The sequence below is a fragment of the Nocardia sp. NPDC055053 genome (genome assembly GCF_053608285.1).
Map to the genome: position 1 here is coordinate 181,869 of NZ_JBSGVD010000002.1, position 13,963 is coordinate 195,831.

Here is a 13,963-nt window from a genome sequence, read left to right on the forward strand (position 1 = left end):
AATCCTCCTCCGTGAGCAGCGGCGGCATGGCGCCCGCTGCAACGGAAACTATCTTCTCAGAATTGGATAATCAATATCGAGTTTCCGGAGAGTATGAATCTTCCAGGTCGACCGGCGCGGCAGCCCAGCACCCGGCGACGGGCGGCCGAAGCCGCGTTTGACAGTGCTCGACCTGCATGGAAATCTAGTAGTCAGTTTTGGAGAATCACATTCTCGCGAGAGGGAGTCCCTTGGCACACTTCACCAAACCGGCGGCAGGGAGCTGGACACAGAACTATCCCGAGCTGGGCACCGCCCCGGTGGACTACACGGATTCGATCGACCCCGCCTTCTACGAGGACGAGCGCCAGGCGATCTTCCGCAAGAGCTGGCTCAATGTCGGCCGGGTGAACAAGCTGCCCAAGGTCGGCAGCTACTTCACCAAAGAGCTTGCCTGCGTCGGCACTTCGCTGATCATCGTCAAGGACAAGGAGGGCGTGGTCCGCGCCTTCCACAACATCTGCCGGCACCGCGGCAACAAGCTGGTATGGGACGACTACCCCAACGAGGAGACCGCCGGTACCTGCAGGCAGTTCACCTGCAAGTACCACGCCTGGCGCTACGGTCTCGACGGCGATCTGACCTTCGTCCAGCAGGAGGGTGAGTTCTTCGACCTGGACAAGGACAAGTTCGGGCTCAAGCCGGTGCGCTGCGAGATCTGGGAAGGCTTCGTCTTCGTCAACCTGGACGAAGCGGCGGCGCCCCTGACCGAGTACCTGGGCCCGATGATGAAGGGCCTCGAAGGCTATCCGTTCGCGGAGATGAGCGAGGTCTACAGCTACAAGGCCGAGATCGGCTCGAACTGGAAGCTGTTCATCGACGCCTTCGCCGAGTTCTACCACGCGCCGGTGCTGCACCAGAAGCAGGCGGTCAAGGACGAAGCGGACAAACTCATCGGCACCGGCTTCGAGGCGCTGCACTACGAGATCGACGCCCCGCACTCGATGGTGTCCTCCTGGGGCGGTATGGCGCCGCCGAAAGACCCGATGATGGTCAAGCCCCTCGAGCGCGAACTGCGCAGCGGTCTGTTCGGGCCGTGGGACCGCCCCGGCATCGAGGGTCTCGATCCGCTGCCACCCGGCCTCAACCCGGCCGGCCACAAAGCCTGGGGCGTGGACGAATTCGAGATCTTCCCGAACTTCTCCCTGCTGTTCTGGGCGCCGGGCTGGTTCCTGACCTACCACTACTGGCCGACCGCGGTGGACCGCCACATCTTCGAGGCGAACCTGTACTTCGTGCCGGCGAAGAACGCGCGCGAGCGCCTCGCCCAGGAGCTGGCCGCGGTCACCTTCAAGGAGTACGCGCTGCAGGACGCGAACACTCTCGAGGCCACCCAGACCATGATCGCCACCCGCGAGGTCACCGACTTCCCGCTCAACGATCAGGAGATCCTGCTCCGCCACCTGCACAGCACCGCCCAGAAGATCGTCAAGGAGTACCGCGATGGCAAGCACTGATCCGACCAAGGCGCTGCCCGCCGAGTTCGCCGACCTGGAGCGCTTCGGCGACTGGATCCTGGCGACCGAACCCGAGCGCTACGCCAAGCGGATGGCCTCGACGATGGAACAGATGCAGGAGCTCTACGACGCGGTGTTCCCGCGGCTGCAGCCCGCGCTGGACTTCATCGACGGCAAGTACGAGTGGAACGATCTGCCGGAGGAGGGCCGCCACCTGTTCCATCTGCTGCAGTCGCTGGTGATGGTGTCGTTCCCGATCGAGGTCTGGAAGCAGGCGCGGGTGCCCGATTCGGGTGCGGCCTACCTGGATGTCGTGCGCGAACCGGTGGTGTAGCCGATGACGACGCGCACGCTACGAGCGGCCGGTCTCCTCGATGTCGACACCGGCGAGATCGTCCGGCCTGGCATCCTGCGAGTCGAGGACGACCGGATCACCGGTGTCGGCGGTGACGTCGAGGGCGAGGTCGTCGAGCTCGGCGACGTCGTCCTGCTGCCCGGGCTGATGGACATGGAAGTCAATCTGCTGATGGGCGGGCGCGGGGAGACCGGGCTCGCCTCCAGCGTGAAAGACGATCCGGCCCTGCGGGTGTTGCGTGCGGTGGGCAATGCCCGCCGCACGCTGCGGGCGGGGTTCACCACCGTCCGCAACCTCGGCCTCTTCGTCAAGACCGGCGGCTATCTGCTCGATGTCGCGCTGGGCAAGGCGATCGACGCGGGCTGGATCGAGGGTCCACGCATCGTGCCCGCGGGCCATGCGATCACCCCGACCGGCGGGCACCTCGACCCGACCATGTTCGCGGCCTTCGCCCCGGACGTCCTGCACTTGACGATCGAGGAGGGCATCGCCAACGGTGTCGACGAGGTGCGCAAGGCGGTGCGCTACCAGATCAAGCACGGCGCGCAGCTGATCAAGATCTGTGTCTCCGGTGGTGTCATGTCGCTTACCGGAGCACCTGGGGCACAGCACTATTCGGACGAGGAACTGCGCGCGATCGTCGACGAGGCCCATCGTCGCGGGCTGCGGGTGGCCGCGCACACGCACGGGGCCGACGCGGTCAAGCACGCGGTGGCCGCCGGGATCGACTGCATCGAGCACGGCTTCCTCATCGACGACGAGGCCATCGCGCTGATGGTCGAGCACGGCACCTGGCTGGTGCCGACGACCCGGCTGGCCGATGCCATGGATGTCTCGAAGGCCGATCCGGCGTTGCAGGCCAAAGCCGCCGAGATGTTCCCCAAGGCCCGCACCTCGGTGCTGGCCGCATACAAGGCCGGTGTCCGGATCGCGGTGGGCACCGACGCGCCCGCGATTCCACACGGCCGCAACGCCGACGAGCTCGTCGCCCTGGTCGAACGCGGCCTGGCACCGATCGACGTGCTGCGCGCGGCCACCGTGCGGGCCGCGGAACTGATCGGCGTCTCAGACCGCGGCAGGCTGGCCCCCGGGCTGCTGGCCGATGTCATCGCCGTCCCCGGCGATCCCCTCGCGGACATCACCTGTACCAGGGACGTGCGATTCGTGATGAAAGGCGGAAGAATTCATGTCCAGAAGTGACGACCTGCTCGAGATCCAGCAGGTGCTCGCCCGCTACGCGGTGACCATCACCCAGGGCGATATCGACCGGCTGCTCGCGGTGTTCACCCCCGACGGCACCTACAGCGCCTTCGGCGACACCTACACCCTCGACCTGTTCCCCGACCTCGTCGCCGCCGCGCCGAAAGGGCTGTTCCTCACCGGGATTCCGGTGCTGGAGATCGACGGTGACAGCGCGACCGGTACGCAACCACTGTGCTTCGTCGACCACAGCACCCACGACATGCGCATCGGCTACTACACCGACACACTGGTGCGCACCGACGACGGCTGGCGGCTGCGCACCCGGCGGATGACGTTCATCCGCCGCAACGGCGACCACGATTCCGGGATCCCGCACGCGTTCGAGCGTTCCCGGCCATGACGATCGACACCGGCCCGGAAGTGCCTGTCCTGCACGAGCTCTCCGAGTTCCGGAACCGTCTGCGCGCGTGGCTCGACGCCAACGACCTGACGCCGGCACCCGGCGAATCCCTGGACGGGCACGTCGCCCAGCTGTCGCGGGTGCGGCGGGCGCTGTTCGACGCGGACTGGATGCGGTACGGCTGGCCCGACCGGATCGGTGGTCTCGGCGGGCCCGCCGCGCTGCGCGCCGTCCTGGGTGAGGAGGTCGCGACCCGCGACCTGGCCGAGCCGGGCATCTGGTCGATGATCGAGGTCCTGGCGCCGACGATGATCTCCTACGCGCCGCCCGCGCTGGCCGCGCAGATGGTGCCGCTGCTGCTCTCCGGCCGCGAGCAGTGGTGCCAGGGGTTCTCCGAGCCCGGCTCCGGCAGCGATCTCGCCTCACTCAGCACCGCGGCGACACCGCGCGGCCGGGACTGGGTGATCTCCGGCCAGAAGGTGTGGACCAGTCTCGCGCAGTACGCGGCCCGCTGCGTCCTGCTCACCCGGACCGGACCGGGCCACGACGGGATCACCGCGTTCTTCGTCGACATGGACACACCGGGAATCACGGTGCGCCCCTTGCGGACCATGCACGGCGTGGACGAGTTCGCCGAGGTGTTCTTCGACGAGGTGGTGGTTCCCGGCGACCGGATGCTCGGCGCGCCCGGTGACGGCTGGCGGATCGCGATGGATCTGCTGCCCCACGAACGATCCACCTGTTTCTGGCACCGGATCGCCTACCTGTTCACCCGCCTCGACCGGGTCCTCGCGCAGGTCGGCGACCACGACGACGACGCACTCGGCGCCGCCTACCTCGCCCTGCACACCGCGCGCTGCCGCTCGCTCGGCACCCAGCGCCGCCTCGCCGAGGGTGCCCGGCTCGGCCCGGAGACCTCGATCGACAAGGTGCTGCTCGCCGGCGCCGAACAGCAACTCTTCGACCTCGCGCGCGATCTGCTGCCGGGTGCGGTCGAGCTCGACGACGGACCATGGCGCACCGAGTTCCTCTACTCCCGCGCGGCGACGATCTACGGCGGCACCGCCGAGATCCAGCGCAACATCATCGCCCGCAGGCTCCTCGATCTCGGGAAGGAATGACCGTGCCCGAACACCAAGGACTCGATCCGGCCGAGCGCGCCCTGCTCACCGGATCGCTCCGCCGCGCGATGTCCGGCCACACCGGCCACGCGCTGGACACCGCGCTGGCCGAGCTCGGCTGGCCCGAGATCCTCACGGCGGCACCCGAACTCACCGGCCCGGTGCTGTTCCGGCTGCTCGGTGAGACCGGCGCGCACGCGCCACTGGTACTCGACGTGCTGACGCACGCCGGGGCGGACACCGCGGTCCTGCCCTTCGCGGGCGGGCGCTGGGTACGGTGGGCGCGAAACGATCCGGCTTCTATTGTGCCACAGGGTGATTCGGTCGACGGTGAGCTTCCGCTCTACCGCGCCGCAGCAGGTGTCCCGCCGGCCGCGCACCCACTCGCCGAGGGCAGGCGCGTCCTGGGCTGGTGGTTGCTCGGCACCGGGCACGCCATGCTGACGCTGGCCCGCGCGCACGCACTGGAGCGGGCCCAGTTCGGCCGCCCACTCGCCGCGTTCCAGGCGGTGCGGCATCGCCTCGCCGAGACCCTGGTTGCGCTCGACGGCGCCGAGGCGGCACTGACCGTCGCCGACGAGGCCGCCCTCGACCCCGCCCGCGCCGAGCACAACGCGCCGGCCGCCCTGCTGGCCAAAGCCGCTGCCGGACAAGCGGCCCGCACCGCCGCCCGGCACTGCCAGCAGGTGCTGGGCGGCATCGGTTTCACCGCCGAACACGCGCTGCACCGGCATGTCCGCCGGTCCCTGGTCCTGGACGGCTTGCTCGGCAGCGCGCGTGAACTCACCCGCGAGGCGGGCACGGCGATCCGGCTGTCGGGCACGGCCACCCGGCTCGCCGATCTCTGACCCGCGCCGCGACACGACGATCGCCCGGTACCGCTGCGGTACCGGGCGATCGCGTGTGCTCAGCAGGCTGTCGAGGTCCCGCCCTGGATGGCCAGCAACGCGCAGAACGTGGTCGCGGCGACCTTCCAGGTGCCGCCCTCCTTCACCGCCTGCCCGGTCTGATCCGGCAGCACCGGGTTGCCGCCCATCAGCAGCGTGTAGCCGACGTCGGCGGTGCCTGCGCCGGTGACCTTCACCGTGGACACGGTGACCGAGGTTCCCGAGGACTGCGGATTCTGGGCCTGGGCCTGCAGGATCGCCAGGAAGGCGTCACCGCTCTGGACCAGCGCGGCCCGCTCGGTCGCCGGCTTCGAGCCGTCGAAGAAGGTCGTGTAGGTCTGGGTGATGGCCTGCGTGGTGGCGGCGTCGGCGGTCGCCGGGGCCGCGCTGCTGGTCGCGGCGGCGGACGTGGACGGTGCCGTGTCGGCCTCGTCATCGGAGCCACAGCCGGTGAGTGTGGTGGCGAGTACGAGACCGCAACAGACCGCGGTGGTGCGGAGCAGGGATGTGCGCATGAAACTTCCTTGTCTCACTTGATGTTCGCTTTCATTTCGGCCATGTCGATCAGGATCGGATAGCCGTTGACGCTCAACGCGTTGCCGTGTCCCGTCTGGTGGACGTCGAAGACCGACTGGATGGCGGCATAGAAGCCCTGCACATCCAAGGTCTGGTTGACCGCCCGCTTGGCCTGCCGCAGACCGAACGCGGGCATGCTCGCGATCCGGGCGGCCAGCTGCCGGGTGTGCTCGTCGAGTTCGGCACGCGGGACGACCGCGTTCACCATGCCGGCCTGGTGGGCCTCCTCGGCCGTCACCGGGCGCCCGGTGAACAGGATCTCCTTGGCCTTGCGCGCACCGAGTTCCCAGGTGTGGCCGTGGTATTCGACGCCACCGATGCCCATCAGCACCACCGGATCGGAGAACAAGGCATCCTCGGCGGCGACGATCAGATCGCACGGCCAGCACAGCAGCAGCCCGCCCGCGATACACCGGCCCTGCACCGCCGCGATGGACGGCTTGGGCACATTGCGCCACCGCAGCGAATACTCCAGGTAGCGGCGCGATTCCAGCTCGTAGATCCGGTCCAGGGTGATCGTGCTCGGATCGGGCCATGATCTGTCTTTCAGGTCGTGCCCGGCCGAGAAGTGCTTGCCCTCGGCCCTGAGCACGATGACCGCGACGTCGGCCGATCCGGCGGCGCGCATCCACGCGGCATCCAGCTCGTCGAGCAGCTCACCGTTCTGGGCATTCGCGGCGTCCGGCCGGTCGAGGGTGATCGTCGCGATGCGATCGGCGACTTCGTAGCGGATGTACAAATCGATGCTCCTTGCCGGGCGGGATGCGATCTGATGAGAATAACATTCTCATCACCGGAAGTAACAGTCTCTCAAATGTTGCGACATCCCGCACATGGCTACACAGTTAAACGAGGTTCTCCGGTACAGTGCATTCATGTTCTCTTCGCATGACCGGGGATCGAGGTGCCCGTGACCAGCCCGAGCGAGAAGCCGGCCTGGAAACAGCGCGCGGTCGAACGATCGCTACGCACGGCGACGCTGCGCGCCGAGGAGCGGGTACAGCGGTTCCTCGATGCCGCGCAGGCCATCATCACGGAAAAGGGCAGTACCGACTTCACCGTGCAGGAGGTCGTCGACCGTTCCCGCCAGTCGCTGCGCAGCTTCTACCTGCAGTTCGACGGCAAGCACGAGCTGCTGCTCGCCCTGTTCGAGGACGCGCTCTCGCGCACCTCCGAGCAGCTGCGCGCGGCCGCGGACGGCCAGACCGATCCGATGGACAAGCTCCAGGTCACCGTCGAATTGCTGTTCGAGCTGTGTCGGCCCGATCCCGCGGCCCAGCGCCCGCTGTTCACCGATTTCGCGCCGCAACTGCTGGTGTCGCATCCCGGGCACGTCAAGGTCGCGCACGCACCGGTGCTGGCGCTGTTCACCGAGCTGATGGACCTGGCCAAGGAAGCGGGCGAGATCACCGCCGACATGAACACCCGCCGTGCCGCGGCCATGGTGATGCAGACCGTCATGTTCACCGCGCAGTCCACCGGCGCGGTCGACGAGGAGACCCAGCATCCGATCACGGCCACCGAGGTCTGGAACTTCTGCGCGCACGGGTTCGCGCGCGCCTGAGTCTCCGGCTCCCCCGCGGCCGCGTTGCCCGGCGCCGGTCGAACAACCACGAGAACCGGCAGGTCACCACCGACCTGCCGGTTCTCCTTCTCTCGGCGCCACTCAGGCGGCGGGCACCTCGATCACCGTCGCCGATCCCATTCCACCACCGGCGCACAGCGCGGCGATGCCGAATCCGCCACCGCGACGGCGCAATTCGTGGACCATGGTGACGATCATCCTGGCTCCGGTCGCCGCCACCGGATGGCCTAGCGAGCAGCCGCTGCCGCTGTAGTTCACGATCTCGGGGTTCAGGTCCAGCGCCCGGATCGCCGCGAGCGGCACCGAGGTGAACGCCTCGTTGATCTCGATCAGCCGTACCGACCCGAGCGAGATCCCGGCCCGCCGCGCTGCCTTCGTCATCGCCTCGATCGGCGCCAGCCCGGTGTCCGCCGGGTCCACACCGACCGACGCCCAGCCCCGGATGTAGCCGAGCGCGGGCAGTCCGAGCCGGTCGGAGGCGATCGCCAGCGCCGCGGCGCCGTCGTTGGCACCGGAGGCGTTACCCGCGGTGATCGAGAAGCCGTCGATTTCGGGGTGCAGCACCTTCAGCGAGGCCAGCCGCTCCAGGCTGGTGTCGCGGCGCGGGTGCTCATCGGCGTCGAAGAGCCCGTGCGGGGTCTCGACGGCGAGGATCTCGTCCTTGAACAGGCCTTCGTCGATGGCCGTGATCGCGTTGCGATGGGAGCGGAATGCCCACCGGTCCAGGTCGTCCCGGGTGAGCCCGGCGCGCACCGCGGTATTCCAGCCGACGGTGATCGACATGTCGAGGGCCGGGGCGTCCGGGCGGTCCGGGTGACTCGGCGAGACCCACGGGTCGATCCACTCGTCCGCGCCGACCTTGAACCGCGCGCGCGGTGCGGTCGAATCACTGTTCACGCCACCGGCGATCACCAGCTCGTCCATCCCCGACCTGATGCTCGCGGCCGCCGACTGCACGGCGGCCATCCCCGCGGCACAGTGCCGGTTCTGGGCCAGGCCCGGCACCGCGGTCAGGCCTGCGGTGACCGCGGCATGGCGCGCGAGAACACCGCCGCCGTAGCGGCCCTCGCCGAGGATCACATCATCGATCCGGTCGGTGTCGAGTTCCCCGGCGACCGCGCCGACCACGTGGTGCGCGAGGTCGAAGGCGGTGGTGTCGCGCAATGTGCCTTTCCGGGCGGTGCCGATCGGCGTCCGAAGGGCGGAAACGATGACGGCTTCGGGCATGAGGGCCTCCTCGGTGGATTGCCCGCAATGGGCTGACGTGTCCTGCTGAGAATAGTATTCTCCCCCATTGAGATTGATATTTACAAGAAGGGATAGCGCTATGCAGATCAGTGGAAGTTCCGCGATCGTGGTGGGAGGTACCGGCGGCCTCGGCGAGGCGACCGTGCGACGGCTGCATGCCGCGGGCGCGAAGGTGGTCGTCGCCGACGTCGCCGACGACAAGGGCAAACAGCTGGTCGAGGAGCTCGGCATCCGCTACGTGCATACCGATGCGACCCAGGAGGATTCGGTGCGGGCGGCGGTCGCCGAGGCGCAATCGCTCGGCCCACTGCGGATCTCGGTCGACACCCACGGCGGCCCGGCGACGGGCGGCAGGTTGATCGGCAAAGACGGCTCGCCACTGGAACTGGCCGGCTTTCGCACCACCATCGAGTTCTATCTGACCGCCGTGTTCAACGTGCTGCGCCTGTCCGCCGAGGCGATGGCGACCACCGAACCGCTGGCGGAGGGCGCGCGCGGCGTGATCGTGAACACCTCCTCCATCGCCGCGTTCGAAGGCCAGATCGGGCAGCTGCCCTACGCCGCAGCCAAAGGCGGTGTCGCCGCGATGACCCTGGTCGCCGCCCGCGACCTCTCCCCCCTCGGCATCCGGGTGGTCACCATCGCTCCGGGCACCGTCAACACCCCCGCCTACGGCAAGGCGGCCGACCAGCTCGAGGGGTACTGGGGTCCGCAGGTGCCGTTCCCCAAGCGGATGGGACGCTCCGACGAATACGCCAAGCTGGCCACCGCGATCGTCGAGAACGACTATCTCAACGGCGAAGTCATCCGCCTCGACGGTGCGCTGCGTTTTCCGCCGCGCTAGCGGCACACGGCAGCGAAGGGACCCGGAACGGTTCCGGGTCCCAGGGCGCGTTCGCTATTTCCCGGCGGTGAGACGGGTGATCACCGTGCGAAAGGCCTCGGTCTGGAACGAGAGGTCCTCCGCGGTGGTCGCGAAGTCGAGCGTGGCCAGCACAGCCCGCTCCAGATGCAGATTCAGCAGCCGTTTGGTGCTCTCCGCGGCCTGCTGGGGCAGTTCGGCGACCCGCTTGGCGCAGGCCATCGCCTCGGCCAGCGGATCGGCAACCACATGGTTCACCAGGCCCATCTCGCGCGCCCGCTCGGCGGTGATCTTGGCGCCGGTCAGGGCATACTCCTTGGCCAGCAGCAGACTGGTGTGCAGCGGCCAGGTGAGCGGACCGCCGTCGGCGGCCACCAGACCGACCTGCACATGCGGGTCTTTGAGGTAGGCGTCCTCGGCTATGTAGGCGATATCGCTCAATGCCACCAGGCTGCAGCCGAGCCCGACGGCGGGACCGTTCACCGCGGCGATCACCGGCACCCGGCACCGGACCATGCCGAGCACGATCTCGCGGCCGTGCGCGATGGTCTTCGCGCGCAGCTCGGCATCGCGGGCGAGTTCGGCCAGATACGCGAAGTCACCACCGGCGGAGAACGCCGAGCCGGCCCCGGTGAGCACCGCGGCCCTGGCCGAGCGGTCGGCGGCGAGCCGGGGCCACAGCGCGGCCAGGCCGGAGTGCAGCGCGTCGTCGACGGCGTTGAGGGCATCGGGCCGGTTGAGCGTGATGATCCGCAGCGGGCCGTCGGCCTCGACATGGATCTCGGGGGGCAGGTCGTACATGTCAGGCTCCTAGCTCGAGGATTCGGGTGGCGATGATGTTCTTCTGGATCTGCGAGGTTCCGCCCATCACGCTCTGGGCGCGGCTGTAGAGGTAGCTGCCGAGCATGTCGTCGTCGGCGGTGCCCGCCACCGCGAGCGCCGCGTGGCCGACGGCTTGCTCCACCCAGGTCATCAGCAGCTTGTCGAGTGAGCCGTCCGGGCCGTGCACGAGCCCGTCCAGCTGCTCGGACAACCGGCGCCGCACGTGCAGCCGCAGCATCTCCGATTCGACCGCCGCCCACTCGAGTTCGCCGGGAATACGGCCGTCGACCCGGGACTCGAGCTGCCGCACCGTCTTCGCGTAGCGGGCCGCGAAACCCAGTGTGGCGGGCTCACGTTCGTGCCCGACCACCGTCATCGCCAGCTTCCAGCCGTCGCCGGGCGCGCCGACCATCCGGTCGGCCGGGACGCGGGCACCGTCGAACCGGACCTGCCCGAACTCACGGGTGACCCCGCTGATCATCCGCAGTGGCCGCTGCTCGACCCCCGGCTGGTGCATCGACACGATGAATCCCGAAATGCCTTTGTGTCGTGGGGCGTCCGGGTCGGTGCGGGCCAGCAGCAGGCACCAATCGGCGACATCGGAGTAGCTGGTCCAGATCTTGTGGCCGTGCAGCACGTAGTCGTCGCCGTCGCGGGTGGCCGTCGTGCGCAGGGAGGCCAGATCCGAACCCGCGTCCGGCTCGCTGAAGCCCTGACACCACCGCTGCGAGCCGTCGATCATGCCGGGCAGGAAGCGTTGTTGCAGTGCGGGACTCGCGTGCCTGCCCAGCCCGTGGACCAGATAGCCGAGGCTGGGGCGGGCAGGCGCACCCGCCCTGGTCAGCTCTTCGTCCAGGATGACGTCGTAGACCGGTGCCAGCGCGTGGCCACCGAACTCCGTCGGCCAGGACAGGCCGAAGAAGCCGGCGCCGTAGAGCGCCCGATGCCAGTCCCCCGCGCGGGCCCAGTACTCGTCGCCGGAGGAGGGGAAGGACGCGGCCGCACCGGCCAGCCACTTCCGCAACCGGGCACGGAAGGCGGCTTCGTCCGGCGAATCACGATAGTCCACGGTCGATGTCCTCCAGACGTGTAGCGAACAGTTCGGTCGAGGTCAGCACCCGGCGTAAGTAGACGTGCGCCAGGCATTCCCAGGTGTTGCCGATGCCGCCGTGCACCTGAATCGAGGTCTCGCACACGGTGCGGGCGGCTCGGGCGGTGTAGACCTTGGCGATCCGCGCCGCGCGCAATGCCTCGGCGGGCGCCAGCTCGTCCACCGACCAGGCGGCGTAACGCAGCACGCTGATCGAACCTTCGATCAGCGCCAGGCTTTCGGCGAGCAGATGCGCCACCGCCTGATAGGTGCCGATGGGGTGGCCGTACTGCGCGCGAACTTTCGCGTAGTCGACCGCGAGCCGGTGTGTGCCGCGTGCCGCGCCGAGCAGATCCGCGGTGGTCGTGGTGACGGCCAGTGCCCGCCACTGGACCAGTTGTTCCGGCGACAGCTCACCGAGCAGTTCTCGCGCACTGCCGGTGTCCGCGGCCGTCCGGGTGAGGTCGGCGCCGGGTAACCGGGCACCGACCTCGGCGGCGTAGAGCTGCCGGTCGTCGAGCAGCAGCACCCGGTCGCTGCCCGCGGCATCGACAGCGCGTCCGTCGACGCCGATCGTCCACCGCCCCTCGGCGGCCCCGCGCAGGTCGTCGGCCAGGACCGGTCCTAGGAACGCGACGTCGACGAGTCCTCGCGCGAATTCCTCGGCGACCAAGGCGACTTCGACACCGGAGGCGCCATCGGAGCGCAAGGTGCGCCACCCCGCGGCATCGACGGCCTTCTCGAGTCGCGCACGCCGGTTCGCGTCGTCGAGATCGGCGACCGAGCCCGGCCCGAGGTCGTCGGCCAGCCGGGCCGCGGCATCGCGCAGCTGCCGCTGCTCACTGGTCAGTCGGACGTCCATGACGCTCCTCGAGGACTCGGCGGAGCACCTTGCCCGAGGGCAGGCGCGGGATCTCGGGTACGAAAACGACACGCCGGGGCCGCTTGTAGGAGGCCAGGTGGTCACCGACCAGCGTGATCAGCTCGTCGGCGGCGACGGTGTCGAGCACGGCGACCGCGGCCACCACCGCTTCACCGTCGTTCGGGTCGGGCGTACCGAATACCGCGCAGTCGCCGACCAGGGGGTGGGCATGCAGCACCGCCTCGATCTCGGCGGGTGCGACCTGGAAGCCGCGGACCTTGATCATCTCCTTGGCCCGGTCGGTGATCCGGATCCAGCCGTCGGCGTCGACATGGCCGACGTCGCCGGTGCGGTACCACGGACCGTCGAAGGCGTCCGCGGTCGCCTCGGCGGGCAGGTAGCCCGCCATCGCCGAGGCCGAGCGGCACTGGATCTCGCCGGTGTCGCCCGCTCCCACCGGTTTTCCGGTATCGAGGTCGACCACCCGGATCTCGACGCCCGGCGCGGCCTTGCCGACCGAGTCGAGGCGCGCACCGTCGAGGGGGTTGCACGCGATGACCGGCAGTTCGCTGGCACCGTAGGCGGGCAGCCACGGCACCCTGGTACGCACGGTCACCGTTTCGGCGACACTCGCCGTCACCGGGGTGGCGCCCCACATGATATAGCGCAGCGAACTCAGGTCGTAGCGTTCGAGCTCGGGATGCGCGGCGAGGGCGATCGCGATCGGCGCGACGGCCATCTCGATCGTGATGCCGTCGTCCTGGATACAGGTCAGCATGGTGTCGAGGTCGAAGCGCCGGTGCAGCCGCATCCACGCACCGGCCCGCAGCGCGGTGACGATGTTGAGCAGGCCGAGGATGTGTGAGGGCGGGGTGGCGATCTGGATCCGGTCGGCTCCGGTCAGCCCGAGCACCTCGGTCCACTGCCGCACCGCCACGGCCAGTGAACCGTGCGTGTGCCGCACCGCTTTCGGCATTCCGGTGGTGCCGGAACTGAACACCAGGACCGCGTCCGCGGCCGGATCAGGCTCGGCCGCACCATCTTCCGCGACGGCGATGGGGTCGTCCAGGTGCCGCATCGGGAGCAGTCCACCGAGCACAGGACTGTCACCGAGGGCGGCGACCGGCGCGGTGAGCGCCAGAGCGTGCCCGACCTCGTCCCGTTTCCAGGCCGGGCTGATCAGGACGACGCAGGCGCCGATCCGCCACACGGCCAGCACCGCGACGACGAACTCGGGCCGGTTCGACGACATGAGCGCCACCCGGTCCCCCGCCCGGACGCCCTGGGCGGCGAGCTCCCCGCCGAGCCCGGCCGCGAGGGCGCCGAGCTCGTCCGCGGTGTAGGCCCTCTCCTCGAATACGAGTGCGCTCGGCACGGTATCGGCCATCTTGGAAGGTTCCCGTCTCATGAGAGAGAATACTATTCTCATTTCGATAGAATCTTCATACCAGGAGGA

At 68.9% G+C, this 13,963-nt stretch carries 15 protein-coding genes; 8 read left to right on the top strand and 7 right to left on the bottom strand.

Going from position 1 to position 13,963, the window contains the following annotated elements:
• Positions 1-230 precede the first annotated feature (230 nt).
• From ACWF82_RS02780 to ACWF82_RS02805, 6 genes are all read left to right on the top strand, one after another.
• Positions 231-1,496, top strand: a complete 1,266-nt coding sequence (locus ACWF82_RS02780) for an aromatic ring-hydroxylating oxygenase subunit alpha (RefSeq protein WP_452497311.1) — start codon at positions 231-233, stop codon at positions 1,494-1,496.
• Complete coding sequence (locus ACWF82_RS02785) at positions 1,483-1,830, top strand: hypothetical protein (protein ID WP_452497313.1); 348 nt, start codon at positions 1,483-1,485, stop codon at positions 1,828-1,830. Before ACWF82_RS02780 ends, ACWF82_RS02785 begins: the two co-directional genes overlap by 14 nt.
• Before the next feature lie 3 nt (positions 1,831-1,833).
• Entirely contained in the window at positions 1,834-3,051 is a 1,218-nt protein-coding gene (locus ACWF82_RS02790; RefSeq protein WP_452497315.1) for a metal-dependent hydrolase family protein, read from the top strand.
• Positions 3,038-3,454 carry a nuclear transport factor 2 family protein gene (locus ACWF82_RS02795; protein ID WP_452497317.1) on the top strand — a complete coding sequence of 139 codons (417 nt, stop codon included), beginning with the start codon at positions 3,038-3,040 and terminating at the stop codon, positions 3,452-3,454. The genes ACWF82_RS02790 and ACWF82_RS02795 overlap by 14 nt, the downstream gene beginning before the upstream one ends.
• Positions 3,451-4,575 (top strand): acyl-CoA dehydrogenase family protein, encoded by a 1,125-nt coding sequence (locus ACWF82_RS02800; RefSeq protein WP_452497319.1) that lies wholly within the window; start codon positions 3,451-3,453, stop codon positions 4,573-4,575. The genes ACWF82_RS02795 and ACWF82_RS02800 overlap by 4 nt, the downstream gene beginning before the upstream one ends.
• Before the next feature lie 68 nt (positions 4,576-4,643).
• The gene (locus tag ACWF82_RS02805; protein WP_452497707.1) at positions 4,644-5,423 is read left to right on the top strand and encodes an acyl-CoA dehydrogenase family protein; all 780 of its coding nucleotides are present in this window, start codon (positions 4,644-4,646) and stop codon (positions 5,421-5,423) included.
• Positions 5,424-5,482: 59 nt separating this feature from the next.
• On the opposite strand, the gene ACWF82_RS02810 is transcribed toward ACWF82_RS02805, so the two are convergent.
• Together ACWF82_RS02810 and ACWF82_RS02815 are read right to left on the bottom strand one after the other, a co-directional pair.
• Positions 5,483-5,977, bottom strand: a complete 495-nt coding sequence (locus ACWF82_RS02810) for a hypothetical protein (RefSeq protein ID WP_452497321.1) — start codon at positions 5,975-5,977, stop codon at positions 5,483-5,485.
• Positions 5,978-5,991: 14 nt separating this feature from the next.
• Positions 5,992-6,777 carry an enoyl-CoA hydratase gene (locus tag ACWF82_RS02815; RefSeq protein WP_452497323.1) on the bottom strand — a complete coding sequence of 262 codons (786 nt, stop codon included), beginning with the start codon at positions 6,775-6,777 and terminating at the stop codon, positions 5,992-5,994.
• Positions 6,778-6,948: 171 nt separating this feature from the next.
• Here ACWF82_RS02815 and ACWF82_RS02820 point away from each other — a divergent pair, with 171 nt between their 5' ends.
• The gene (locus ACWF82_RS02820) at positions 6,949-7,602 is read left to right on the top strand and encodes a TetR/AcrR family transcriptional regulator (RefSeq protein WP_379034401.1); all 654 of its coding nucleotides are present in this window, start codon (positions 6,949-6,951) and stop codon (positions 7,600-7,602) included.
• Positions 7,603-7,704: 102 nt separating this feature from the next.
• Here ACWF82_RS02820 and ACWF82_RS02825 read toward each other — a convergent pair whose 3' ends face one another.
• Positions 7,705-8,850 (bottom strand): thiolase family protein, encoded by a 1,146-nt coding sequence (locus ACWF82_RS02825; RefSeq protein WP_452497325.1) that lies wholly within the window; start codon positions 8,848-8,850, stop codon positions 7,705-7,707.
• A gap of 100 nt (positions 8,851-8,950) precedes the next feature.
• On the opposite strand from ACWF82_RS02825, the gene ACWF82_RS02830 reads away from it, so the two are divergent.
• Positions 8,951-9,715 (top strand): SDR family NAD(P)-dependent oxidoreductase, encoded by a 765-nt coding sequence (locus ACWF82_RS02830; RefSeq protein ID WP_452497327.1) that lies wholly within the window; start codon positions 8,951-8,953, stop codon positions 9,713-9,715.
• 54 nt (positions 9,716-9,769) lie between these two features.
• On the opposite strand, the gene ACWF82_RS02835 is transcribed toward ACWF82_RS02830, so the two are convergent.
• From ACWF82_RS02835 to ACWF82_RS02850, 4 genes are read right to left on the bottom strand one after another with little or no spacing between them, the layout of a single operon-like run.
• Positions 9,770-10,534 (bottom strand): enoyl-CoA hydratase/isomerase family protein, encoded by a 765-nt coding sequence (locus tag ACWF82_RS02835; protein ID WP_452497329.1) that lies wholly within the window; start codon positions 10,532-10,534, stop codon positions 9,770-9,772.
• 1 nt (position 10,535) lies between these two features.
• Positions 10,536-11,624: an acyl-CoA dehydrogenase family protein gene (locus ACWF82_RS02840; RefSeq protein ID WP_452497331.1), complete on the bottom strand. Its 1,089-nt coding sequence runs from the start codon at positions 11,622-11,624 to the stop codon at positions 10,536-10,538.
• Complete coding sequence (locus tag ACWF82_RS02845; protein WP_452497333.1) at positions 11,611-12,507, bottom strand: acyl-CoA dehydrogenase family protein; 897 nt, start codon at positions 12,505-12,507, stop codon at positions 11,611-11,613. Before ACWF82_RS02845 ends, ACWF82_RS02840 begins: the two co-directional genes overlap by 14 nt.
• Entirely contained in the window at positions 12,485-13,915 is a 1,431-nt protein-coding gene (locus ACWF82_RS02850; protein WP_452497335.1) for a class I adenylate-forming enzyme family protein, read from the bottom strand. The genes ACWF82_RS02845 and ACWF82_RS02850 overlap by 23 nt, the downstream gene beginning before the upstream one ends.
• Between the last annotated feature and the right edge of the window lie 48 nt (positions 13,916-13,963).